This is a genomic window from Microbacterium sp. NPDC078814 (genome assembly GCF_040702645.1).
In the GTDB taxonomy this organism is placed as follows: domain Bacteria; phylum Actinomycetota; class Actinomycetes; order Actinomycetales; family Microbacteriaceae; genus Microbacterium.
The window spans coordinates 43994-65718 of the sequence record NZ_JBFBLT010000005.1 but is presented as its reverse complement, the minus strand read 5'-3'; the positions used below and the strand labels follow the sequence as shown (position 1 = coordinate 65718).

Sequence of the window (21725 nt, the reverse complement as noted above, 5' to 3'; positions counted from 1 at the left end):
TACGGCGGGCGGCCGACATCGCCGCGGGCCTTGCGCTGACCCGCCTCGATATGGCACACGCACCGAACGCCGCCTCAGTCGCCGGCGCGCGGTCGTCCCGGTTCCCGCCAGCGTGGCGGCACCGGGGCCGGAGTGAGCGGCTCGACGCGGTCCGGCGTCGGCAGTCTCGACGGAACGCCGGCGTGCAGGACGAGCTCCTCGCCCGCGTGCCGGATCGTCACCGGTTCGCCAGCGCTCAGCCGGTAGGTCGTCTCCGCCGGCGTGATGTCGACGTGCAGGATGCAGCCGTGCAGCCGCACGCCGAACGCGAGACGGGTCACCCCGTCCGGGAGCTGCGGCCGGAAGGACAGGCCGTCGTCTCCCTCCCGCATGCCCCCGTAGCCGGCCGTGACTCCCGTCCAGATGCCGGCGAGGGCCGCGATGTGGAGTCCCTCGTCCGTGTTGCCGTGGAGGTCGTCCAGGTCGAGGGCGGCGAGCTCCGCGAGGTACGCCGATGCGAGCTCGAGATGACCCACCTCGGCGGCGATCACGGCCTGCGCGGCCGCGGAGAGCGAGGAGTCACGCACGGTGAGGGCGTCGTAGTAGGCGAACGCCCTGGCCTTCTCCTCCCACGTGAACTCCTCGTGCGCGGTGTAGAGCGCCAGCACGAGGTCGGCCTGCTTCAGCACCTGCTTGCGATAGAGGTCGAAGTAGGGGAAGTGACTGTGCAGCGGATAGTCGTCGGGGCCGGTGGCGTCGAAATCCCACCGGGCGTGCGCGGTGAACCCCGCCGACTGCGGGTGCACCTTCCGCTCCTCGTCGTAGAGCACGGTCATGCCGTCGGCGGCGGCCTCCCACGCGGAGATCTCGTCGTCGTCCACGCCGAGGCGGGCGGCGACGTCCGGATGACGTCGGACGGCTGCCGCGGCTCCGCGGAGGTTCCGGCGGGCGGAGAGGTTGGTGTAGACGTTGTCGTCGACCACGGCGGTGTACTCGTCGGGCCCGGTGACCCCGTCGATGTGGAAGCCGCCGTCGTCGTCCCGGCGCCCGAGGGACAACCAGAGGCGCGCGGTCTCGACGAGGATCTCCGTGCCCGCCTCCCGCTCGAAGTCCTGGTCGCCCGTCGTGCGGACGTAGTGCATCACCGCACCCGCGACGGCGGCGTTGATGTGGAAGGCCGCCGTGCTCGCGGGCCAGTACCCGGAGCTCTCGCGTCCGTCGATCGTGCGCCAGGCGAAGGACGCCCCGCGCAGGCCGAGCGTGCGCGCCCGCTCCCTGGCGTGATCCAGCGTCGCATGACGCCAGCGCAGTGCCTGGAGCGCGGCATCCGGAGCGGTCGAGGTGAGCACGGGGAGCACGAACGCCTCGAAGTCCCAAAATGTGTGGCCCTCGTAGCCCGAGCCGGTGAGACCCTTGCCCGGCACGGATCGAGCCTCGGCGCGCGCCGACGCCTGGAACACCTGGAACAGCGCGAAGCGCACGGCCTGCTGCAGCCGGGCATCGCCCTCGATACGGACGTCGCCGCACTCCCAGTACCGATCGAGGACGGCGCGCTGTCCCGCCACGAGTTCGTCCCACCCCAGGCGAGCCGCTTCCTCCACGGCCTCCTCCGCGCGGTCACGCAGCGTCTGCGGTGCGAGGGACGCCGACCACTCGTGTCCGACGAGCTTGACGACCTCGAGCTCCTCGCCGGGGGCGAGGTCGACGCGGATGCGCGTGCGCGCCAGATCGTCGTCCACCTCGGTCGTCACGTCCGGCGTCCCCTCTCCGGAGATCTGCACGAGATGGTCCGCGCTCACCGCCACACGCAGACCGCTGCCGCGGGTGCGGTGCAACAGCGTGCTCCGCGCGCCGCGCTCCGATGCCGCGACGGCCTCCAGCGGACGGGCGAGGAGCTCCTGCACCCGCGGATCGTCATGGGTCACGGGAAGCGGCTCGTTCGCGAGCACCTCGGACAGCACGGTGACCGCGAGCGGAGCGTCGAGCGCCTGCACGCGGTAGCGCACGGCTGCCAGCGACCGGTGCTCCAGGGAGACCAGACGGGTCGAATTGATGTGCACCCGACGTCCCTCGGCTGACTCCCAGTCGACCTCCCGGTGGAGGGTGCCTTCGCGCAGGTCGAGGCGGCGGGTGTGCGCATGGACGGTCCCGTGCTCGACGTCGAACGGCTCGTCGCCGACCAACAGGCGGATGAGCTGCCCGTTCGGCACGTTGATCACCGTCTGCCCCGTCTCGGGGTAGCCGTACCCGTCCTCTGCATACGGCATCGGATGCTCTTCGAACACGCCGTTGAGGTAACTGCCCGCCACACCCCGCGGATCGCCTTCGTCGAGATTGCCCCGCCAGCCGATGTGGCCGTTGGAGAGACCGAAGACGGACTCCTCCTGCGCGAGATGGGCCGTGTCGACGCTCTCGATGCCGACGGCCCACGGCTCGACCGTGAAGCACGCCGTCATCGGCGCGCCCCGGCCCCGAGGCTTCTGTCCGCGGAGGAGCTGAGGATGCCGAGGAGCATGGAGTTCCCTTCTGCCGGAGACCGTGTGCCTCGACGGTATCCGCACCGATGCACCGGCACGAGGGAGTTGCGCCGCGTCGACCCGGTCCGGTAGGACGGCCGGCGGGGCGGGCGCGCGACGCCCACCCCGTCGAACGGCGGCCGCTCACTCCTTGTGGAGCGCGTCCTGCGCGGCGCCGGCCACCTTCTCCACGACGTTCGGCAGTTCGGTCGTGCCGTAGAAGCGCGCGTCGGGGTGGGTGGGCGGAGGCATCTCGGCCGTGGTCGTGGGGCCCTCGTGGTAGCTGAACTCGCCATGTCCGTCCGGCGTCGGTCCGGATGCCCATGTGCCTTCCGCGGCGGCAGGACCGTCGCTGAAGTTGAGGTACTGGTACGACACGTCGCGGTGCTCCTTGGACAGCGGGAAGTTGCTGGGCACGGGCAGCTTCTCGGCGCCCTCGGCCTTCAGCTCCTCCGCGGCGGCGAGCCACTGGTTCTGGTGCATGGTGTCGCGCGCCAGCAGGAAGCTCAGCAGATCGCGCACGCCGTGGTCGTCGGTCATGTGGTAGAGCCGGGCGACCTGCACCCTGCCCTGCATCTCGGCGTTCGCATTGGCCATGAAGTCGGCGAGGAGGTTGCCGCTCGCGGTGATGTACGAGCCCTGCCACGGGTTGCCGTTGCTGTCCACCGGGCGGGCGCCGGCACCGGCGACGATGCCCTGCTGCACGTCCGTACCGCCGACGATCGCGGCGACCGTCGGGTCGTCCTGCACGGCGTCCTCCGTGATGCCGAGCGGGGACTTCTCGAGGAGTTGCGCGATCATGACCGCGAGCATCTCGACGTGGCCCATCTCCTCGGCCCCGATGCCGAAGACGAGGTCGCGGTACTTGCCGGGGATGTGCATGTTCCACGCCTGGAACTGGTACTGCAGGGCGACGGTGATCTCGCCGTACTGCCCGCCGAGGACCTCCTGCAGCTTGCGGGCGTACACGGCGTCCGGGGCCTCGGGCGTCGCGGAGAATTGGAGCTCCTGTCGATGGAAGAACATATCGAGCCTTTCTCTTCTGGGGATGGGCTGGCCATGCAACGCCCGGTCGGCCCATCCACTCAGGGCCTTTCCAGACCCGGAGTCGCGTGGGACAATCACACTCGGCACGTGAGGTGTCACCTCGCGTGGTAGCCGGTCGGCATCGGCGCCGTCAACCCCCCCCGCTCTCCTCCGCGTCCCCCCGGGCATGCTGTGGGCATGGGGGATCAGACGGCAGCCGCGGACGACGCGATCGGCGCGTTCCTCGAAGCCCATCGGGACGAGATGGTCGACCGACTCTCCGCCTGGGTCGAGATCCCGTCCGTGTCGGCGGACCCCGAGCGCCGCATCGACGGCGTGCGGTCGGCTCATTGGATCGCCGCCGAGTTGCGGGACGCGGGCTTCACGACGACGCTGCTCCCCGCGGGCGATGCGGTGACCGTGTTCGCCGAGCGGGACGGCGCGCCGGGGGCGCCCACCGTGCTCGTCTACACCCACCACGATGTCCGGCACGCGAAGCCGGAGGAGTGGAGCGAGACGGCGCCGTTCGTGCCGGTGCTCCGAGAGGGGCGCCTCTACGGGCGCGGGGCATCGGACGCGAAGGGTCAGGCGCTCGCGCACGTCTGGGCCCAGCGCGCGCTCGCCGCCGTGGACGGCCCCGATGCGGGGGGTGCACCTCAAGCTGCTCGTCGACGGTGAGGAGGAGATCGGCTCCCCGCACCTCAAGAACCTCCTGGAGGCTGACCCCGATCGGTTCGCGTGCGACCTCGTCGTGTTCTCGGACACCCTGCAGTGGGGGGCCGACTCCCCGGCTCCGGTGACCTCGATGCGCGGGACGCTGACCGCGACGCTCACGGTGCAGGGGCCCGACCGGGACGTGCACAGCGGCGCCGCCTCCGGCGTGACCGTGAATCCGGCCCTCGTCCTGTCCCGGGTGCTCGCGCAGCTGCACGACGAGGACGGAGGCATCGCGATCCCCGGCTTCCATGACGGCGTGGCCCCGCTCACCGACGAGCGGGCCGCGGAGCTCGATGCGCTGCCGTTCGATCCCGACGACTGGACGCGGCGCACCGAGACGAGGGTCATCGTGGGGGAGAAGAGGTTCACCCCGAAGGAGCGCCTGTGGGTGCGCCCGGCCATCGAGGTGATCTCGCTGCTCGCCGGTGACCCGGAGGGCATCGAGCGCTCCGTCATCCCCCGGGAGGCCATGGCCTCGCTGAGCATCCGGACCGTCGCCGACCAGCGCAACTATGACGTCGCCGACGCGCTCCGCGCCTTCATCGCCGACGTCATGCCCCCGGAGGCGACGTACCGTCTCGAGGTCGACGAGGACATCGCGCAGGAACCGTACGCCTCCCCGCCCGGGCCGATGCGCGACGCCCTGGAGCGCGCCCTCGCCCGCGGCTACGGCCACGCGGTGCAGGGGCGGATGGGGAACGCCGGGGGAGGTCCGGCGGAGTTGCTGTCCCGGGAACTCGCCGCCCCGGTGATCTTCCTCGGTACAGGGCTGCCCGAAGACCACTGGCATGCGAGCGACGAGAGCATCGATCTGCGCATGCTCGTCCGCGGCGCCGCGACGCTCGCGCATCTGTGGCGCGAGCTCGCCGCCGCCTCATGACTCCGCCGGGGGATGCGAGGAGGAGGCTCGTCCCCCGGCGGGCTACGCTGGACGCAGGCGCCACCGCCCGGTGCCCGGCCGCAGGAGCCCGGCGCGGACGACGCCTGCGAACCTGACACCGACGGCTTGAGGAGAACGACGCCGATGACCGACACCCAGATCTTCGAGCCCGAGGGCCGCGCCATCCCCTTCGTCGACGAGGGTGACGGGCCGGTCAGGCTCGTGCTCATCCAGGAGCGCGGCCTGGCCGCCGACGTGCTCGGAGTGGTCGGTCACTACCTCGCCGAGGAGGCCGGATTCCACGTGGTGCGGATCGGCCATCGCGCGGATGACGCCGACGTCTCGATCGACGACCGCGTCGCGGACGCGCTCGCCGTCATCGACCACCTCGGCCTCGGCGACACGTGGATCGGCGGACACGGCTTCGGCGGCACGATCGCACGGTCATTCGCGCTGGCTCATCCGGAGCGCGTGAACGGTCTCGCACTCCTCGGCGTGGAAGACGTGGAGACGCCCCTCGCCCCGGTGATCCCGGTGCTGCTGATCCAGGGGACGGCCGACGAGGTCACCCCGCCCGCGAACGCCGAGAGCCTGCGCGCCACGGCTCCGGAGCGCGCCAGCATCAAGGTCGTCGAGGGCGGGGATCACCTCTTCCCGATGACGCACCCCATCGAGACGGCCGTCGTGCTCGAGGAGTACCTGGACTGGGACTGAGGGTGACGCCGCGGGTCAGAGGTCGCTGAAGTCGTTCGCGGGGACCATGATCTGCGTGACGGTGTCGCCGTCGAGCACGAACATCGTGTAGATGATCCCGGTGGAGCCCGGGCGGGTCAGGGACTCGGTGTCCGGCACCTCGCGGCCGCCGAGCCCGAGTTCGCTCGCCGTCTCCGGGTCCTCCGCATCCGTCAGCGCCCAGGCATCGGCGGCGCGGAGCTCGGCGCGGGTGCTGCCGACGCGGAATCCGTCCTCGGTGACGACGGGGAGGCCCGCCACCTCGGCCGCGGTGACGGAGACGCTCGCCGGGGCCTCGCCGGTGCTGTCGGCCAGGACGCGCAGGCCCTCCCAGTCGTACGCCTCCAGCGTGGAGGCCTCGCCGGGGAAGATCTCCACGCTCTCCGGCTCGGGAAGCTGGCCGGTGACCTCCTGGAGGAGCTCGAGAAGGGCGGCGGCGTCCGTGTAATCGGCGCTCCGGTCTTCCGCGCCGGTGACCGTCAGACCGTCCAGCGTCACCACGATCTGCGCGGACGTGGTCTCCGTCGGCGTCGGCGATGCGCTGGTGGTCTCCGAGGGACGAGGAGACGCGGACGGCTCGGCCGAGTTCGCGGGAGCACAGGCCGTCACCGCGAGCGCGGTGGCGGCAAGGGCGAGAAGAAGAGAAGCAGGTCGTCGCATGCTCCGATGCTAGAGCGTTTGCGGCCGGGTGCCCCGAAGGCGCGGACCTCGTTATCAGAGCGTGCTCGGAGACGGACGGACGCCGCGGCCGGGGCGGCCGCGGCGTCCGAAGTCTGAGGTCTCAGGCGACCTGAGGGAGCACGGCGAAGGACACGGAGCCCTCGTCGTCCACGCCCGCGTCGAGGACCTTGTCGTCGAGCGCGGAGGCGGCGGCCTCGTCGAGGAACAGGCGCGTGCCCGACAGCTCGACGACCTGATCGGCGGGCTCCGGGTCGGCGGTCACGGCGACGGCGAGCCGGGCCGCGCCCGAATCGTCCTGCGCCTCGGCGGTGTGGATGCGCAGCCCGGCGGCCGGCGCGTCGTTCTGTCGACTCACAAGGGTCGACACGATGGCGGTGGCGTTGTCGGTGAGGGTGAGCACGAGCTCTCCTTTCCGGTTGGGGCATGACGCGGTCGCGACATGTCCCGGCTACGATTCCCCATCGCCCCGGATCCCCTCGACCCCCTTGCGCCGACGGGGGCGCTGCCCTTAACCTCGCAGCCGCTTGCGGAGGAAGACCTGGGCGGTGCCGTCGCCCTGCGGCACCCGTTCGCGCTCCTCGTATCCGCAGGACTCGTACAGCCGGATGTTCGCCTCGCTGAGGCTTCCGGTGAAGAGCTCGGACTCGCGGGCGTCGGAGGCCTGCTCGGCCGCCTCGAGGAGCTTCCGGCCGATGCCCTCGCCCTGCATGTCGGGGGCGATCGCGATCCGTCCGATCAGGAGCAGGTCGTCGTCCTCGACGAATCGGATGGCTCCGACCAGGCGGCCGTCGATCCGGGCACCCAGGCCGCGCTCCGAGGTGAGCTCGGCCTCCATCTCGGCGAGCGTCTGGGTCAACGGCGGCATGTCGACGCTCCCGTAGATCGCCGCCTCCGACACGAAGGCCGCCCGCTGGATCGTGAGCACCTCGCCGGCATCCGCCGCGGTCAGAGGGGCGATGACCACCTCGGGTCGATCCTCCTGTGCTGCTGTTCCCACTGTTCCGCCTCTCGTGATGGCCGTGTCGCCTCCCTCACGTTCGGGGGTGCGCCCGGTGGGTGTCAACCCCCTCGAATCGGCCGCGTGGCGGGGTTACCGTGACAGCAGGAGGTCACACCATGGCAGACACGAAGTCCAAGAAGACCAGCAGCTCCCGCAGCAAGGACGGGGCGGCGAAGGCCGGCGTCAAGACCACGCGCCAGCAGAACGCGGAGAAGGGGTTCACGGCATCCCCGACCCTCGCGGCGAACCTGCAGGCCGTGCTCGTCGATCTGCTCGAGCTCTCGCTGCAGGGCAAGCAGGCGCATTGGAACGTCGTCGGACGGAACTTCCGCGACACCCACCGTCAGCTCGACGAGATCATCGAGGACGCCCGGACGTTCAGCGACACCATCGCGGAGCGCATGCGCGCGCTGCACGCCGTCCCCGACGGCCGCAGCGCCACGATCGCGAAGACGACCACGCTGCCGGAGTTCCCGACCGGCGAGGTGTCCACGACGGAGACCATCGACCTCGTCACCGCGCGCCTCGAGGCCGCGGTCGGAACCATGCGCGACGTGCACGACGCCGTCGACGAGGAGGACCCGACGTCCGCCGATCTGCTGCACGCCGTCATCGAGCGGCTGGAGCAGTTCGCCTGGATGGTGAGCGCGGAGAACCGCAGCCCCGCCGGTCGCTGATCGACCCGCTGTCCCACCGCCGCCCTCGTCGCGCTCACGCCGACGGGGGCGGCGGTCCGTCGTGTGATCGCGCCCGCGCTCGGGCGCGCCGCAGCAGGCCGGGCAGCGCCATCCACAGTCCGACCACGAGCACGAGGGACGCGACGAGCGCGATGATCCCGGCGGTCCGGCTGACCGTGAAGTCGATGATGAGGGTCGTGACGCCGATCGTGAGGGCGCCGATCACGAACAGGTCGATCTTCACCAGCCGCGCCGCCGTCCGGACGAGCTCGGGCTTCAGCCGGCTGCCGAACAGGGCCCGGTGGATGCCGACGGGGGCGAGGGCGAGGATCGTCGCGAGAGCGGCGAGGGCCACGAGGACGACGTACAAATCGCGCTGGAACTCGTCCATGTCGGTGAAGCGCGGCTGGAAGGCCACCGCCAGAAGGAATCCGGTGAGGATCTGGGTGCCGGTCTGCATGACCCGCAGCTCCTGCAGCAGCTCCTCCCAGTTGCGGTCCGCGCGCTCGTTCGGGGTCTCGTCGCGGCCGTCGTCGCGGTCGTCGCGCTCGTCCGCGGCGCCACGGGGTTCTGCTCTCATGGCGATAGTCTCGTGGGCACGATCCGCCGCTGTCCAGGACCTTGCGCGGCCCGGCGGAGACGCCTCAGGAAAGGACCCGAGATGACCCTGCCCCCGATCGACGAATGGTGGCCCGAGCTGTCCGACGAGGCGCGCCGAGCGGTCATCGGCAGCGGCTCGCGGCACCTCGATGAGGACGTCCGCGAGGAGATCAGGGAGATCACCGGAGCGGTGGTCGGAATGATCGAGTCGCTGTCCGACGACGACCTCGCGTACGCCCGAGACCACGCGCCCGCGGAGGAGTGAGGCGTCAGCCCTCCGGCCGCTCGGCCGTCTCCTCGCGCAGCCGCGGCTCCGTGCAGCGCTCCGGACGCACGCCGTGCTTGTCGGCGTAGAACGCGCGGATCCGGTCCATGTCGGCGGCCACGTCTCCCGTGAGGTCGATCGTCGGCCCGAGGCCGGTCGTCATCGTGTGGCGGTCGACGAAGCCGAGGGTGACCGGCATGCCGGTGGCACGCGCGATCCGGTAGAAGCCGCTCTTCCAGTACTCGTTGCCGCCGCGGGTGCCGTCGGGGGTGACGACGAGGCCGAACACGGACCCGGCGTGCACTTGGTCCACGACCTCGCCGACGATGCGTGCCGGATCCGCCCGGTCGACGGCGATGCCGCCGAGGCCGCGCATGATCGGGCCGCGCCAGCCGCGGAACAGGCTCTTCTTGCCCAGCCAGTGCACCTCGATGCCCAGCCGCCAGGCGATCGCGAGCATGAGCACGAAGTCCCAGTTCGAGGTGTGCGGGGCGCCGATCAGGACGGTCGGCCGCGTGGGGGCGGCGTCGGCGACGAGGGTCCACCGGCTGACGGCCCAGTACACGCGGGCGAGGAATCGTCGGAGCATCCGTCCAGATTAAGGGGAGCGGCCTATCGATCACCTGGCGGCTCGGCCGCGGAGGCGTGCGTGAGCGCCGCGGCGAGAGTGGGGTCCAGCCCGGAGACCTCCTCGACGGGGACGGCCAGCGCGAGCAATGCCCTGCTGAAGTAGTTGCGCGCCGCCGCCGCCAGGGTGATGTCCACGATCTGCCGGTCGCTGAACCCCGCCTCGCGCAGCTCCTGCGTGTCCGCATCGGTCATCGCCGACGGATCCGTCGACAGGCGTGCGGCGAAGCGGATCACGACCTGCTCCTGCTCCGTGAAACCGCGGTCGTCTCCGGCGGCGAAGGCGGCGAGTCCCGCCTCGTCGACGACTCCGGCGCGGAGGGAGCGGCGGCCGTGGGCGAGCAGACAGTGCGCGGAACCGAGGGCCCGCGCCGCACCGAGGGTCGCGGCTTCGTAGACTCCCACGCCGATCGACGGGACGACCGCGCGGACGAGCGCCTCGAAGGCGGCGTGGGCTTCGGGGTTCACGGCCATGGCCCGGGTGTGTGCGAACACGATCCCGTCGTCGGCGAGGTCGCTCTCGTACATCGCCGCGACATGCCCGGTCGCGGTGGCCCGTTCGGGCGGGTGGATGATCATGGCGCCTCCTCGGCTCCGGGGCGCGCGGCGAGGGCGTGCACCCCCCGCCGGGAACGATACGCCGCTGTCGCCTCCCAGAGAAGAGCGTGCGGCGCCCGGTGCTCCTGGCAGGCGTACGATCGAGGGATGACCGAATCGAAGCAGGAGAGCACCGGGCAGGACGCGCCGCTCGGGCTGCAGCCGCTGCCGGGCGCGATCGAGCTGCTCGACGGCGGTGCCGCCGGCTACTGCAGCAACGGCGTCTGCCACATCCCCGCCCCGAAGGAGCGGTGAGCAGCAGACGCCGTCGGTGTCTCTGCGCGGTCAGTGACCGCCGTGCGCCGCGTCGCCGATGTCGTCGGCGGGCTTGCGCACCAGCGGGCTGAGCGCGACCGCGGCGAGCGAGATGATCGCCGCGATGAGGAACGCCGTCCGCGCACCGGGAGCACCCGCCACCGCCCGCGACAGGCCCTCGTCCTCGCCGGCGTGCAGGATGGCCGAGTACGTGACCGTGAGCAGCGCGACGCCGGCCGCGCCGCCGACCTGCTGCAGCGTGTTCAGCACGGCCGAGCCGTGCGAGTACAGCGAACGGTGCAGCGACCCCAGCGACGAGGAGAAGAGGGGCGTGAACGACATCGCGAGGCCGACCGACATGGCCGCCTGCACGATGATCAGCAGCCACCACACGGTGTGCTCGCCGACCGTCGAGTAGAAGAAGAGCGACGCCGAGACGAGGATCGTCCCGGGGATGAGCAGCGGTCGGGTGCCCTTCGCGTCGTACACGCGACCCATGATCGGTCCGAGGAGACCCATCAGCACCGAACCGGGGAGCAGGATGAGGCCCGACTCCAGAGCGCTGAGTCCGGCGACGTTCTGCAGGTACTGCGGCAGCAGCGTGAGCGTGCCGAACATCGACAGCGCCAGGATCGTCATGATGATGACGGCCAGCGAGAAGTTCGCCGAACGGAACACGCGCAGGTCGAGCAGCGCGTCGTCCACCCGCTGCAGCACGAGCTGGCGCCAGACGAAGAGGGCGAGCGAGACGGCGCCGACGACCAGGGCGATGACGCCGGTCGTGCCGCCCGCACCGCCTTCGCCGCCGAACTGGCTGAGGCCGAAGACGATGCCGCCGAAACCGAGCGCCGCGAGCGGGATGGACAGCACGTCGAGCGGAGCCTTGCGGGTCTCGCCGAGGTTCGTCATCCACTTCGCGCCCATGCCGAGCGAGATCAGGGCGATGGGCAGCACGATCGCGAACAGCGCGCGCCAGTTGAACGCGTCCAGCACGGCGCCCGCGAGCGTCGGGCCGATGGCGGGCGCGAGCGAGATGACGAGGCCGACGCGGCCCATCATGCGGCCGCGCGACTGCGCGGGCACGACGTTCATGATCGTCGTCATCAGCAGCGGCATCATGATGCCGGTGCCGGCGGCCTGGATCACGCGACCCACGAGCAGCACGGAGAACCCGGGCGCGACGAGCGCCACGAGCGTGCCGAGCGAGAAGGCCGTCATCGCGGCGATGAAGACCTGTCGCGTCGTGAAGCGCTGCAGGATGAAGCCGGTGGTCGGGATGACCACCGCCATCGTGAGCATGAACGCGCTCGTCAGCCACTGCCCGAGCTCGGGCGGGATGCCGAGATCGGTGTTCAGGTGCGGGATCGCGATGCCCATCGTCGTCTCGTTGAGGATGGCGACGAAGGCGGCGACGAGCAGCAGCCAGATGACCCGCATGTCCTTGCGGGGGATGCCCCCGCTCGATGCGGGGGGCGTCGTGATGGAGCCGGTATCGACGGCAGACATGGGCGGCCTCCAGGGCATCGGAGAGAAGAGGAAGGTGCGAGAGTTCGCGAGAATCACTCAGCGTAACGGGTCGGACGGACATTTCATTCCGAAATCTGGGATATCGCTGAACGCCGAGACAGCGGAGCCGGTGTCCTGGGGGGTGAGTACGCTGGCGCCATGAGCATGGGCGGGATGGGCGGTGGTCCGCGGGGCGGTTTCCGCGGCGTGGACGAGGACGCCCAGCGTCGGCTCAACGCGGAGGCTCCGAAGATCGACGGACTCGGCACCCGGGTCGTCGCCCTGTTCAGCGCCTACCGGTGGCGCATCCTCTTCACCGGTGTCCTCGTGGTGCTCGGCGCGGGCATCGCGGTCATCCCGCCGCTCCTCGTGCAGCGCATCTTCGACGACGCGCTGTTCCCCGTCGACGGCGGCGGCCCCCACCTCTCGCTGCTCGGCGTGCTCGTCGGCGCGATGGTCGGCCTCTTCCTCTTCTCGGCGGTCCTCGGCGTCGCACAGACCTGGCTCACGGCCACGGTCGGCAACAGCGTCACGGGCGATCTCCGGGTGCGGCTGTTCGAGCACCTGCAGGCCATGGAGCTCGGCTTCTTCACCCGCACGAAGACCGGCGTGATCCAGTCCCGGCTGCAGAACGACGTCGGCGGCGTCTCGGGCGTGCTGACGAACACGGTCACCAGCATCCTCGGCAACGCGGTCACGGTGATCGCCTCACTCGTCGCGATGATCCTCATCGACTGGCGCCTCACCCTCATCGCCGTCGTGCTCATGCCGTTCCTCGTGCTCGTGCAGCGACGCGTGGGACAGGTGCGCGCCCGCATCGCGGGGGAGACCCAGGAGTCGCTGTCCGAGCTGACCTCCATCACCCAGGAGACCCTGAGCGTCTCGGGCATGCTGCTGTCCAAGGCGTTCAACCGCCAGCGCACCGAGTCCGAGCGCTATCAGCAGGAGAACCGCAACCAGGTGCGCCTCCAGGTGCGGCGGGCCATGAGCGGTCAGGGCTTCTTCGCGGTCGTCCAGGTCATCATGGCGAGCGTCCCCGCCGTCATCTACCTCGTCTCCGGATACCTCATCGCGGGCGGCACGGGAGCGATCACCGCGGGGACGATCGTGGCCTTCACGACGGTCCAGGCGCGGCTGCTCATGCCGCTCATGGGTCTCATGCGGGTCTCGCTCGATCTGCAGACCTCGTCGGCGCTGTTCGCCCGCATCTTCGAGTACCTGGACCTCGTGCCCGAGATCACCGACGCCCCCGATGCGATCGCCGTGGCCCAGGCCCCCGGGCCGCGTGGACGCATCGAGTTCCAGGACGTCGTGTTCCGGTATCCGGATGCCGCGGCCGACTCGCGTCCCACCCTGCACGGGGTCTCCTTCGTGGCCGAGCCCGGGCAGCACGTCGCCTTCGTCGGCCCCTCCGGTGCGGGCAAGACGACGATCCTGTACCTCGCACCGCGCCTGTACGAGGCCAAGGGCGGCGCGGTGCTGTTCGCGGGGGCCGACGTGCGCACCCTCACGCAGGAGTCGATCATCGACGACGTGGGCATCGTCTCCCAGGAGACCTACCTGTTCCACGCGACGATCCGGGAGAACCTCCGCTACGCGAAGCCCGACGCGACGGACGAGGAGCTGGTCGCCGCCTGCACCGCGGCCAACATCCACCACATCATCGCGGGCTTCGAGAAGGGCTACGACACGGTCGTGGGGGAGCGCGGGTACCGGCTCTCCGGTGGCGAGAAGCAGCGCATCGCGATCGCCCGTGTGCTGCTGAAGGACCCGCCGGTGCTCCTGCTCGACGAGGCGACCTCCGCCCTGGACACCGTGTCCGAGCGCGTGGTGCAGGAGGCCCTCGACGAGGCGGCCAAGGGGCGCACGACCCTGTCGATCGCGCACCGCCTGTCGACGGTCATGGGGGCGGACCTCATCCATGTGTTGGAGGCCGGGCGCATCGTGGAATCCGGCACCCACGCCGAGTTGCTCGCGCACGGCGGCCTCTACGCCGAGCTGGCGGCGCAGCAGGTGGCCGCGTCGCGCGTGCTCGACGCGGAGATCGAAGCGGAGGCCGAGGAGGAGGCGGCGATCCGGGGCGGTGTCGAGGAGGGCCTCGAGGCCGGCCTCGCCGCGCGCCGTGCGGATCGCGAGCCGGAGGATTCCGCCGCAGCCGATGCCGTCGTGGCGCTGACGACGGGCGTCCCGCTGCCGACAGCATCGAGCACCGAGGCCCGGCCGCGCCCGACCGACGGGTGACGACCGCGAGGGTCAGTGCACGGAGAGCCCGCCGTCGATGAACAGCGACTGGCCGGTGACGTAGGCCGAACCCGGACCGGCGAGGAAGACCGCTGCCGCGGCGAAGTCCTCGGGAAGACCGTTGCGTCCGATCATCGTCCGGGCCGCGAGGGCCGCGATCGTCGCGGGATCCTCCTGCAGGCGGGCGTTCAGGGGTGTGAGGACGAATCCCGGGACGAGGGAGTTGCTCGTCACACCGGTGCCGCCCCAGGCCTCGGCCTCCGAGCGCATGAGCGACTCGACCGCGCCCTTGGAGGCGCCGTACACCCCGCTGCCCACGAACGCGCGGTGCGCCTGCTGGGAGCTGATGTGGATGAGTCGCCCGAACCCGCGCGCCGCCATGCCCTGCGCCCAGCGCTGACCGAGGAGGAACGGGGCGAGCGCATTGACGGTCATCGTCGCGTCCCAATCCGCCTCGGTGATCTCGGCGTAGGGCGGACGGATGTTGATGCCGGCGGAGTTGACGAGGATGTCCGGCTCGCCGAAGGGGATGGCCGCGGCCTCCGCGACCGCATGGATGCCGTCGCGCGTGCTCAGATCGCCGACCACGCCCGCGGCCCGGCACCCCTGCGCGTTCAGCTCCTCGACGGTCTCGGCGATGCGCTCCGCACCGCGGGCGACGATCACCGTGGCCGCGCCGGCCCGGGCGAGCGCCGTCGCGATGCCGCGGCCGATGCCCGAGCTGCCGCCGGTCACGACCGCGGTGCGGCCGTCGAGCGCGAAGAGCGAGGAGAGGTAGTCGGTCATGCGGGGGTCCTTCCGGCGGGGCTCACCACGCGAGGGCGTCGGCGAGGGTGGGGTCGGGGCGGGCGTCGGCGAACTCGGGAAGGGCACGCAGCTCGGCCAGGAACGCGGAGACCTCCGCCGCGTAGGCGGGATCGGGATGGGTGTCCGCGATCTCCCGGAGCGGAGCGACGTCCATCGCGAGGATGAGGTCGAGCCGGGCGGTCACGGCGGCGTGCGCGCCCGCCTCCTGCAGGACGCGGATGCCGCCGCGGAGCGCGGCGAGGTAGTCGCGGAGCACGGGGAGCTGCGCCTTGCTCTGGGTGATCGAGGTGCCGTCCGCTCGGACGCGCCAGCGCACCACGACGTCCGGCAGCACGTCGAAGGCGCGCGCCCGGGTGTACATCGTCTGCGCGACGACCTGGTCCTCGTAGGCCACCCCTTCGGGGAACCGCAGGTCGGACCACATCTCCGTGCGGCTCACCTTGGACCACGCGACGATGTTCGACACGGCCTGCGGGTGCTCCGCCAGAGTGGTGCCGAGGCGGGCCGGAGAGGTCGCCGCGGCCACCCACGGCTGCACGCGGCCGGGCACGTATCCTCGCCCCCGGGGACGCAGCCGCACGTAGGCGCCGGCGGCGAAGTCGCTCCCCGTGCGCTCGAGCGTGCCCACGAGCGTCGCCAGCGCGTCCGGCATCAGCTCGTCATCCGCGTCGAGGAAGCCCGTGAAGGGCGTGTCGACCCGTGTGAGGCCGACATTGCGCGCGGCGCCGAGCCCGACGGAAGTCTCATGCCGCACCACGGTGAAGCGGGCATCCCTCGCGGCGGCGTCGGCGAAGATCGCTCCCGTGTCGTCGGTGGAGCCGTCGTCGATGAGGATGGCCCGCCACCGCTCGTCCGTCTGCGCGCGGAGGGAGTCGAGGGCGGCCGGGGCGAACGCGGCGATGTCGCGTCCTGGCACGATCAGCGTCACGATCGGGATGGGGGCGGTCACCCCGCCGAGTCTAGAGCCGTCCGTCAGCCGCGGGCCGCGGCGACCGCCTCCGCGACCAGTGCGGCGAGGCGCTCGGGAGCGTCCGCCGGGAGCGCCGTGCGCCCGAAGGTGAACCGCACCGCCGTCTGGGCGACCTCCGGGCTGATGCCGCAGGCGAGCAGCACGGGGGAGGGCTCGTCGCTGCCGGCCGCGCAGGCGGAGCCGCTGGACGAGATCACCCCGCGGCGCTCCAGCTCCAACAGCACCGCCTCGCCGCTCACACCCGCGATCGTGAAGCTCGCCATCGCGGGCAGCCGATGCGCGGGATGCCCGGTCAGCGTCGCATCGGGCACCCGCCGGGTCACCTCGGCGATGAAGCGCGCCGTGGCCTCTGCCGCTCGGGCCGCAGCGGCCGCGCGCTCCTGCTCCGCGAGCTCGAGCGCCGTCGCCAGGCCGACCGCTCCGGCGACGTCCACCGTGCCGGACCGTCGTCCGCGCTCCTGGCCGCCACCGTGCAGGAGCGGCTCCAGAGGGAGGCGTCCGCGGACGACGAGCGCCCCGGTCCCTTTGGGAGCGCCGAGCTTGTGCCCGGCGACCGACACGGCGTCGGCATCCAGATCGTGCAGGGGCAGCCAGCCGGCCGACTGCACGGCGTCGACGTGGAGGGGCACGCGGCGGGCGCGGACGACCTCGCGGAGCGCGGCGATGTCCTGGACGGTGCCGATCTCGTTGTTCGCGTGTCCGACGGACACGACGGCCGTGTCGTCGGTGAGCACCGTGTCGAGGGCGTCCGGCCCGATCCGCCCGGTCCCGTCCACCGCGGGCATCGCGACCGTCACCCCGTGGAACCGGGCGAGGTACGCTGCCGACTCCCGGATCGACTCGTGCTCGATGGGCGACACCACCACGCGCCGCCGGCCGGAGGCGAGCGCTGCCAGTGTGATCCCCTTCACGGCGAGGTTGTTCGCCTCCGTGCCGCCGCCGGTGAAGACGACGTCGCCCACCCGCGCCCCGAAGACGCGGGCGACCCTGGTGCGGGCGTCCTCCAGCGCCCGCGCCGCCGTCTCGCCCGCGGTGTGGTGGCTGGCGGGGTTGCCGAACACCGCGGTGAGGTAGGGCTCCATGGCCGCCCTCACCTCGGGGCGTACCGGCGAGGTCGCGGCGTGATCGAGGTACAGCACGGACTCAGTCGATCCGGAGGTCGAGTCCGAGGTCCAGCGCCCGCACGGAGTGCGTGAGGGCTCCGACCGAGATCACATCCACCCCGGTCTCGGCGATGGCGCGGACGGTGGTCAGGTCGACGCCGCCCGAGGCCTCCACGGTGGCGCGCTCGCCGATGAGGGCCACCCCGGCGCGCAGGTCGTCGAGGGAGAAGTTGTCCAGCAGCACCGTGTGGGCACCGCCGTCGAGCACCGCCGGGATCTGGTCGAGACGGTCGACCTCGACGACGACGTGGGCGGTGTGCGGCAGCCGCGAGAGCGCCTCGCGAAGAGCCGTCGCGAGGTCGAGCCCGGACCGCTGGAGCACCGCGAGGTGGTTGTCCTTCGCCATGACCGCATCGGAGAGGGAGTACCGGTGGTTCCGGCCGCCGCCGGACACCACGGCGTGCCGCTCGAACGCCCGCAGTCCTGGCGTCGTCTTGCGGGTGTCGGCGATGCGCGCCCGCGTTCCCTCGACTTCGCTGACGTAGGCGGCGGTGAGGGTCGCGATGCCCGACATCCGCTGCACGAGGTTCAGGGCGACGCGCTCGGCCGTGAGGACCGCGCGGGCCGGTCCGGTCACGGTGGCCAGCACGTCGGAGGCGGTGAAGGCATCGCCGTCGCCCACGTGCAGGTCGACCGTGACGTCGGGATCGGTGAGGAGGAACGCGGTGGCGAAGGCCTCGCCGCCGCTGAAGACCCCGTCCTCGCGGGCGACGAGGTCGGCCGTGGCCGTCGTCTCCGCGGGGAGCAGGGTGGTGCTGGTGAGGTCGCCCCAGGGGGCGTCCTCCTCCAGCGCGGCTCCGACGACGCGGTGCAGGGTGGCGCGGGTGAGCATCAGGCGGTCTCCAGGATCGGTGCGTGTGCCGCGGTCGGCGCGGCGGGGGCGTGGTCGTCGCGGTGGTGGGCGCCGACCGAGACGGGGCGGGCCAGGGCGGCGCGGATGGCGGCCTCGGCGACCCGCAGCAGGTTCCTGTCCTCGTGCGAGCGGACGTCGGACGCGGGTGGCATCCCGACGGCCCACGCGCACACGGTTCGGAGGGTGCGCTGCAGTCCGGAGCCCGTCCGGTGCAGACCGACCTCGTCCCACAGCAGCCGCTGCAGCGCCGCGCGGTCGAACGGGGGAAGGGGCTCCGGTGGCGCAAGGGCGTCTTCCCTGGTCGTCGCCGGCGGGGAGGGGAGGCGGTCGACCACGGGAGGCCACGGTCCGTCCAGCGCGGCGGCGGCCCTGGCCCCGAACACGGCGCCTTCGAGGAGCGAGTTGGAGGCGAGCCGGTTCGCCCCGTGCACCCCGGTGCGGGCGGTCTCACCGACGGCGTACAGCCCCGGGATCGTGCTCCGTCCGTGCCGATCGGTGACGATGCCGCCCATGAGGTAATGCGCGGCGGGGGTCACCGGCACGGGCTCCGTGGACCAGTCGAAACCGCGAGCGCGCGTCACCCTGTCGATGGTCGGGAAGCGGCGGGCGAGCGCGTCCGCCCCCAGCGCCGTCGCATCGAGGTGCACGGGCACCCCCTGCCGGGCGGCCTGCCGGGCGATGGCCCGCGCGACGACATCCCTCGGCGCGAGCTCCCCGTCGGGATGGCTGTCGAACACGAACCGTCGCCCGTCCTGGTCGCGGAGCACGGCGCCCTCGCCGCGGACGGCTTCGGAGAGGAGGAAGACGGGGCTGCCGGGAAGCGCGGTCGGGTGGAACTGCACGAACTCCAGGTCGGCGACGGCGGCGCCGGCGCGCAGGGCCGCGGCGATGCCGTCGCCCGTCGCCTCCGGCGGATTGGTCGTGTGCGCGTAGAGCTGCCCCGCCCCGCCCGTCGCGAGGATCACGGCGTCGGCGCGGAGCTCGGTCGTGTCGCCCTCGCGGAGGACCGTGATCCCGCGGACCCGTCCCTCCTCGACGACGAGGTCGAGGAGCATCGTCCCCTCGCAGACGGCGATGGGCCCGCGACGCACCGCTGCGCACAGCGCCGCGGAGATCGCGGCTCCGGTGGCGTCGCCTCCGGCGTGCAGGATGCGGGCATGGGTGTGCGCCGCCTCGCGCCCGCGGGCGAGTGCTCCGCCCGGAGTCCGGTCGAAGGTGACGCCGCGGGCGAGGAGCTCGGCGATCCGGGCCGCGCCGTCCGCCACGAGCGCGTCGACCGCGGCCGGATCGCACAAACCCCCTCCGGCGCGGATCGTGTCGGCGGCATGGGCGTCCGCACTGTCGCCGGGCCCGTAGCTGCCGGCTACGCCGCCTTGCGCGAGAGGCGTGCATCCGCCCCCGAGGCCGCCCTTCGTCACGACGGTCACCGTGTGCCCGGCCTCGTGAGCGTGCAGCGCGGCGGTGAGCCCGGCGATACCGGAGCCGACGACGACGACGTTCATCGTGCCCCGGCGGCCACCGGCGGCTTGGCGGCCAGCATCCGCTCGAGCGCGAGGCGAGCCGGGTCGGCGACATCGGGGGAGACCGTGATGCGGTTCGGTGTGCGGCCGACGACCAGCTCCTCCAGGACCCACGCGAGGTAGCCCGGATGGATGCGGTACATGGTGGAGCACGGGCACACGACCGGGTCGAGGCAGAAGATCCGGTGCTGCGGGTACTGTGCGGCCAGGCGGCGCACGAGGTTGATCTCGGTCCCCACCGCGAACGTCGTCGGCTCCGTGGCCTCGGCGATGGCGCGGCGGATGTACTCCGTGGACCCGGCCTCGTCCGCCGCGTCGACGACCTCCATCGGGCACTCCGGGTGCACGATCACGCGGACCCCCGGGTGCTCCGTGCGGGCCTGGTCGATCTGCGCCACGGTGAAGCGCCGGTGCACGGAGCAGAAGCCGTGCCAGAGGATCACCTGCGCGTCGACGAGCTCCTCCGCGGTGGAGCCGCCGAGCGCTCGCCGCGGGTTCCACATCGGCATCCGGTCGAGGGGCACCCCCATGGCCTTCGCGGTGTTCCGGCCGAGGTGCTGGTCGGGGAAGAAGAGCACGCGGCGGCCGCGGGCGAACGCCCACTCCAGCACCGTGGCGGCGTTGGACGAGGTGCACACGATGCCGCCGTGTCGCCCGACGAAGCCCTTGATCGCCGCCGAGGAGTTCATGTAGGTGACGGGGATCACCGGCACGCGGCCGTCTTCGTCCGGGGTGTCGAGGTCGCCCAGCACGTCGGCGAGCTGCTCCCAGCACTCCTCCACCTGGTCGATGTCGGCCATATCCGCCATCGAGCACCCTGCGGCGAGGTTCGGCAGGATCACCGCCTGGTCGGGACGCGAGAGGAGGTCGGCGGTCTCGGCCATGAAGTGCACGCCGCAGAAGACGATCGCCTCCGCGTCCGGCCGCATCGTGGCGGCGGTGGCGAGCTGGAACGAATCGCCCACCTCGTCGGCGTGCGTCACGACCTCTTCGCGCTGATAGAAGTGCCCGAGGATCACCACGCGATCTCCGAGCGTGGCTTTCGCCGCCTCGATGCGTCGGTGGAGCTCCGCCTCGCCGGCCTCGCGGTAGGCCGCGGGGAGCTCTCCCTGCCGGGGAGCCCCGGTGGGGATGACATCGCCCATGGAGGAGCCGGGGCCGTAGCCGGGGCGTGTGTCGAAGTCCCAGGGGCCGACGGCGAGGTCGGTCGTGCAGGTGGCGTCGGTGGAGACCCCGCCGACGATGGCCTGAATGGCGTGGTCGACGGACGGATCCGACGACGGGACGGCGGGCATCGGGACGAAGGTGGTGCTCATCGGGTTCTCGTTTCCTCCGGGCGGAGCGGACCGCGGTCGGCCAGCTCGAGATCGGTGTCGTCGCGGTACAGGCGGGCCGGGCGGTGACTGCCCGTCCGGAAGCGGTCGGTGCGGGTCAGGTTGCCGGCGGACTCGACCTGCCGCCGGAAGTTCGCGGGGTCGAGTGCGCGCCCCAGGATCGACTCGTAGGCCTCCCGGAGCTCGGCGAGCGTGAACTCGGCGGGCAGGAAGCCCTGGGCCACGCGGCTGTACCCGACCTTGTTCCGCAGGCGCCAGAGCGCGTACTCGATGATCTCGTGATGATCGAAGGCGAGCGCCGGCAGATCGTCGACATCGAACCACTCCACGTTCTCCGGCGCGCGGCCCGATGCCCGGTGCGCGGTGATCTGGGCTTCGACGTCGTCCTGACGCAGCAGCGCCCAGTACACGATCGAGACGACCCGCGTGGGGGAGCGGTCGACGGCGCCGAAGGCGTAGAGCTGTTCGAGGTAGGTGGGCGCGAGGCCGGTCGTCTCGGCGAGCGTGCGGGCGGCGGCGTCGACCGGCGACTCCTCGGGGGTGAGCCACCCGCCGGGGAGCGCCCACCGCTCGGCGAACGGCTCGCGGGTGCGGCGGACGAGGGGGAGCGCGAGCACGGGCGGACCGTCGTCACCGCGGCGCAGCGTGAGGATGACCGTCGAGACGGCGACGCGGATGTCCGCACTTCGAGTCATAGGCACCTTAACCTCCGGATTCGATCTTAGTGTCATCGAGACCTTTAGTGCGCGCCCATGACGAGGGAAGACGTCGAGTCCGAA

General features: G+C 71.9%; 23 protein-coding genes. 7 read left to right on the top strand and 16 right to left on the bottom strand.

The genetic code is table 11. The features are described from left to right. Positions 1–74: 74 nt before the first annotated feature. The gene (locus AB0300_RS11085; protein WP_366216004.1) at positions 75–2435 is read right to left on the bottom strand and encodes a glycosyl hydrolase family 65 protein; all 2361 of its coding nucleotides are present in this window, start codon (positions 2433–2435) and stop codon (positions 75–77) included. A 204-nt stretch (positions 2436–2639) separates the two neighbouring features. Further along, positions 2640–3521 carry a manganese catalase family protein gene (locus AB0300_RS11080; RefSeq protein WP_085606628.1) on the bottom strand — a complete coding sequence of 294 codons (882 nt, stop codon included), beginning with the start codon at positions 3519–3521 and terminating at the stop codon, positions 2640–2642. Between the two features lie 198 nt (positions 3522–3719). Between AB0300_RS11080 and AB0300_RS11075 the strand changes: the two genes are divergently transcribed. The 3 genes from AB0300_RS11075 to AB0300_RS11065 all read left to right on the top strand — a co-directional run bounded on the left by AB0300_RS11075 (position 3720) and on the right by AB0300_RS11065 (position 5832). Then, positions 3720–4199, top strand: coding sequence for a M20/M25/M40 family metallo-hydrolase (locus AB0300_RS11075; protein WP_366216003.1), 480 nt, complete (start codon positions 3720–3722; stop codon positions 4197–4199). Continuing rightward, entirely contained in the window at positions 4162–5118 is a 957-nt protein-coding gene (locus AB0300_RS11070; protein ID WP_366216002.1) for a M20/M25/M40 family metallo-hydrolase, read from the top strand. The genes AB0300_RS11075 and AB0300_RS11070 overlap by 38 nt, the downstream gene beginning before the upstream one ends. A gap of 144 nt (positions 5119–5262) precedes the next feature. Next, positions 5263–5832 carry an alpha/beta hydrolase gene (locus AB0300_RS11065; RefSeq protein ID WP_025102913.1) on the top strand — a complete coding sequence of 190 codons (570 nt, stop codon included), beginning with the start codon at positions 5263–5265 and terminating at the stop codon, positions 5830–5832. A gap of 15 nt (positions 5833–5847) precedes the next feature. Here AB0300_RS11065 and AB0300_RS11060 read toward each other — a convergent pair whose 3' ends face one another. From AB0300_RS11060 to AB0300_RS11050, 3 genes are all read right to left on the bottom strand, one after another. Next, complete coding sequence (locus AB0300_RS11060; protein ID WP_025102914.1) at positions 5848–6510, bottom strand: hypothetical protein; 663 nt, start codon at positions 6508–6510, stop codon at positions 5848–5850. 121 nt (positions 6511–6631) lie between these two features. Beyond that, complete coding sequence (locus AB0300_RS11055) at positions 6632–6931, bottom strand: Fe-S cluster assembly protein HesB (RefSeq protein WP_085606619.1); 300 nt, start codon at positions 6929–6931, stop codon at positions 6632–6634. Positions 6932–7039: 108 nt separating this feature from the next. Beyond that, on the bottom strand, positions 7040–7495 hold the full coding sequence (locus AB0300_RS11050; protein WP_025102916.1) for a GNAT family N-acetyltransferase: 456 nt from the start codon (positions 7493–7495) through the stop codon (positions 7040–7042). A 152-nt stretch (positions 7496–7647) separates the two neighbouring features. Here AB0300_RS11050 and AB0300_RS11045 point away from each other — a divergent pair, with 152 nt between their 5' ends. After that, a complete protein-coding gene (locus AB0300_RS11045) occupies positions 7648–8208 on the top strand; it encodes a DNA starvation/stationary phase protection protein (protein WP_085606617.1) in 561 nt (186 codons plus the stop codon). 34 nt (positions 8209–8242) lie between these two features. Here AB0300_RS11045 and AB0300_RS11040 read toward each other — a convergent pair whose 3' ends face one another. Further along, on the bottom strand, positions 8243–8788 hold the full coding sequence (locus AB0300_RS11040) for a DUF6328 family protein (RefSeq protein ID WP_085606615.1): 546 nt from the start codon (positions 8786–8788) through the stop codon (positions 8243–8245). Between the two features lie 81 nt (positions 8789–8869). Here AB0300_RS11040 and AB0300_RS11035 point away from each other — a divergent pair, with 81 nt between their 5' ends. After that, complete coding sequence (locus AB0300_RS11035) at positions 8870–9073, top strand: hypothetical protein (RefSeq protein WP_025102919.1); 204 nt, start codon at positions 8870–8872, stop codon at positions 9071–9073. Positions 9074–9077: 4 nt separating this feature from the next. On the opposite strand, the gene AB0300_RS11030 is transcribed toward AB0300_RS11035, so the two are convergent. Next, a complete protein-coding gene (locus AB0300_RS11030) occupies positions 9078–9662 on the bottom strand; it encodes a 1-acyl-sn-glycerol-3-phosphate acyltransferase (RefSeq protein ID WP_366216001.1) in 585 nt (194 codons plus the stop codon). A gap of 23 nt (positions 9663–9685) precedes the next feature. Further along, entirely contained in the window at positions 9686–10279 is a 594-nt protein-coding gene (locus tag AB0300_RS11025) for a carboxymuconolactone decarboxylase family protein (RefSeq protein ID WP_085606611.1), read from the bottom strand. Positions 10280–10405: 126 nt separating this feature from the next. On the opposite strand from AB0300_RS11025, the gene AB0300_RS11020 reads away from it, so the two are divergent. After that, entirely contained in the window at positions 10406–10552 is a 147-nt protein-coding gene (locus tag AB0300_RS11020; RefSeq protein WP_164498172.1) for a hypothetical protein, read from the top strand. A gap of 30 nt (positions 10553–10582) precedes the next feature. On the opposite strand, the gene AB0300_RS11015 is transcribed toward AB0300_RS11020, so the two are convergent. Beyond that, the gene (locus AB0300_RS11015) at positions 10583–12058 is read right to left on the bottom strand and encodes an MDR family MFS transporter (protein WP_025102922.1); all 1476 of its coding nucleotides are present in this window, start codon (positions 12056–12058) and stop codon (positions 10583–10585) included. Positions 12059–12223: 165 nt separating this feature from the next. Here AB0300_RS11015 and AB0300_RS11010 point away from each other — a divergent pair, with 165 nt between their 5' ends. After that, a complete protein-coding gene (locus AB0300_RS11010; RefSeq protein WP_366216122.1) occupies positions 12224–14299 on the top strand; it encodes an ABC transporter ATP-binding protein in 2076 nt (691 codons plus the stop codon). A 12-nt stretch (positions 14300–14311) separates the two neighbouring features. Here AB0300_RS11010 and AB0300_RS11005 read toward each other — a convergent pair whose 3' ends face one another. From AB0300_RS11005 to AB0300_RS10975, 7 genes are read right to left on the bottom strand one after another with little or no spacing between them, the layout of a single operon-like run. After that, positions 14312–15085 (bottom strand): SDR family oxidoreductase, encoded by a 774-nt coding sequence (locus AB0300_RS11005; protein ID WP_249521481.1) that lies wholly within the window; start codon positions 15083–15085, stop codon positions 14312–14314. Positions 15086–15107: 22 nt separating this feature from the next. Beyond that, positions 15108–16055 carry a glycosyltransferase family 2 protein gene (locus AB0300_RS11000; protein WP_366216000.1) on the bottom strand — a complete coding sequence of 316 codons (948 nt, stop codon included), beginning with the start codon at positions 16053–16055 and terminating at the stop codon, positions 15108–15110. 23 nt (positions 16056–16078) lie between these two features. Then, entirely contained in the window at positions 16079–17215 is a 1137-nt protein-coding gene (locus tag AB0300_RS10995) for a cysteine desulfurase family protein (RefSeq protein ID WP_366215999.1), read from the bottom strand. Positions 17216–17219: 4 nt separating this feature from the next. Further along, on the bottom strand, positions 17220–18071 hold the full coding sequence (gene nadC, locus AB0300_RS10990; protein ID WP_366215998.1) for a carboxylating nicotinate-nucleotide diphosphorylase: 852 nt from the start codon (positions 18069–18071) through the stop codon (positions 17220–17222). Next, positions 18071–19594 carry an L-aspartate oxidase gene (nadB, locus tag AB0300_RS10985; RefSeq protein WP_366215997.1) on the bottom strand — a complete coding sequence of 508 codons (1524 nt, stop codon included), beginning with the start codon at positions 19592–19594 and terminating at the stop codon, positions 18071–18073. The genes nadC and nadB overlap by 1 nt, the downstream gene beginning before the upstream one ends. Next, entirely contained in the window at positions 19591–20928 is a 1338-nt protein-coding gene (nadA, locus tag AB0300_RS10980) for a quinolinate synthase NadA (RefSeq protein WP_303708285.1), read from the bottom strand. Before nadA ends, nadB begins: the two co-directional genes overlap by 4 nt. Further along, positions 20925–21641: an NUDIX domain-containing protein gene (locus AB0300_RS10975; RefSeq protein ID WP_025102930.1), complete on the bottom strand. Its 717-nt coding sequence runs from the start codon at positions 21639–21641 to the stop codon at positions 20925–20927. Before AB0300_RS10975 ends, nadA begins: the two co-directional genes overlap by 4 nt. Between the last annotated feature and the right edge of the window lie 84 nt (positions 21642–21725).

Coding starts and splice junctions, on each gene's coding strand:
- AB0300_RS11085 (WP_366216004.1), bottom strand. CDS start 2,435: ATGACGGCGTGCTTCACGGTCGAGCCGTGGGCCGTCGGCATCGAGAGC.
- AB0300_RS11080 (WP_085606628.1), bottom strand. CDS start 3,521: ATGTTCTTCCATCGACAGGAGCTCCAATTCTCCGCGACGCCCGAGGCC.
- AB0300_RS11075 (WP_366216003.1), top strand. CDS start 3,720: ATGGGGGATCAGACGGCAGCCGCGGACGACGCGATCGGCGCGTTCCTC.
- AB0300_RS11070 (WP_366216002.1), top strand. CDS start 4,162: ATGCGGGGGGTGCACCTCAAGCTGCTCGTCGACGGTGAGGAGGAGATC.
- AB0300_RS11065 (WP_025102913.1), top strand. CDS start 5,263: ATGACCGACACCCAGATCTTCGAGCCCGAGGGCCGCGCCATCCCCTTC.
- AB0300_RS11060 (WP_025102914.1), bottom strand. CDS start 6,510: ATGCGACGACCTGCTTCTCTTCTTCTCGCCCTTGCCGCCACCGCGCTC.
- AB0300_RS11045 (WP_085606617.1), top strand. CDS start 7,648: ATGGCAGACACGAAGTCCAAGAAGACCAGCAGCTCCCGCAGCAAGGAC.
- AB0300_RS11040 (WP_085606615.1), bottom strand. CDS start 8,788: ATGAGAGCAGAACCCCGTGGCGCCGCGGACGAGCGCGACGACCGCGAC.
- AB0300_RS11035 (WP_025102919.1), top strand. CDS start 8,870: ATGACCCTGCCCCCGATCGACGAATGGTGGCCCGAGCTGTCCGACGAG.
- AB0300_RS11030 (WP_366216001.1), bottom strand. CDS start 9,662: ATGCTCCGACGATTCCTCGCCCGCGTGTACTGGGCCGTCAGCCGGTGG.
- AB0300_RS11025 (WP_085606611.1), bottom strand. CDS start 10,279: ATGATCATCCACCCGCCCGAACGGGCCACCGCGACCGGGCATGTCGCG.
- AB0300_RS11020 (WP_164498172.1), top strand. CDS start 10,406: ATGACCGAATCGAAGCAGGAGAGCACCGGGCAGGACGCGCCGCTCGGG.
- AB0300_RS11015 (WP_025102922.1), bottom strand. CDS start 12,058: ATGTCTGCCGTCGATACCGGCTCCATCACGACGCCCCCCGCATCGAGC.
- AB0300_RS11010 (WP_366216122.1), top strand. CDS start 12,224: ATGGGCGGGATGGGCGGTGGTCCGCGGGGCGGTTTCCGCGGCGTGGAC.
- AB0300_RS11005 (WP_249521481.1), bottom strand. CDS start 15,085: ATGACCGACTACCTCTCCTCGCTCTTCGCGCTCGACGGCCGCACCGCG.
- nadC (WP_366215998.1), bottom strand. CDS start 18,071: ATGCTCACCCGCGCCACCCTGCACCGCGTCGTCGGAGCCGCGCTGGAG.
- nadB (WP_366215997.1), bottom strand. CDS start 19,594: ATGAACGTCGTCGTCGTCGGCTCCGGTATCGCCGGGCTCACCGCCGCG.
- nadA (WP_303708285.1), bottom strand. CDS start 20,928: ATGAGCACCACCTTCGTCCCGATGCCCGCCGTCCCGTCGTCGGATCCG.
- AB0300_RS10975 (WP_025102930.1), bottom strand. CDS start 21,641: ATGACTCGAAGTGCGGACATCCGCGTCGCCGTCTCGACGGTCATCCTC.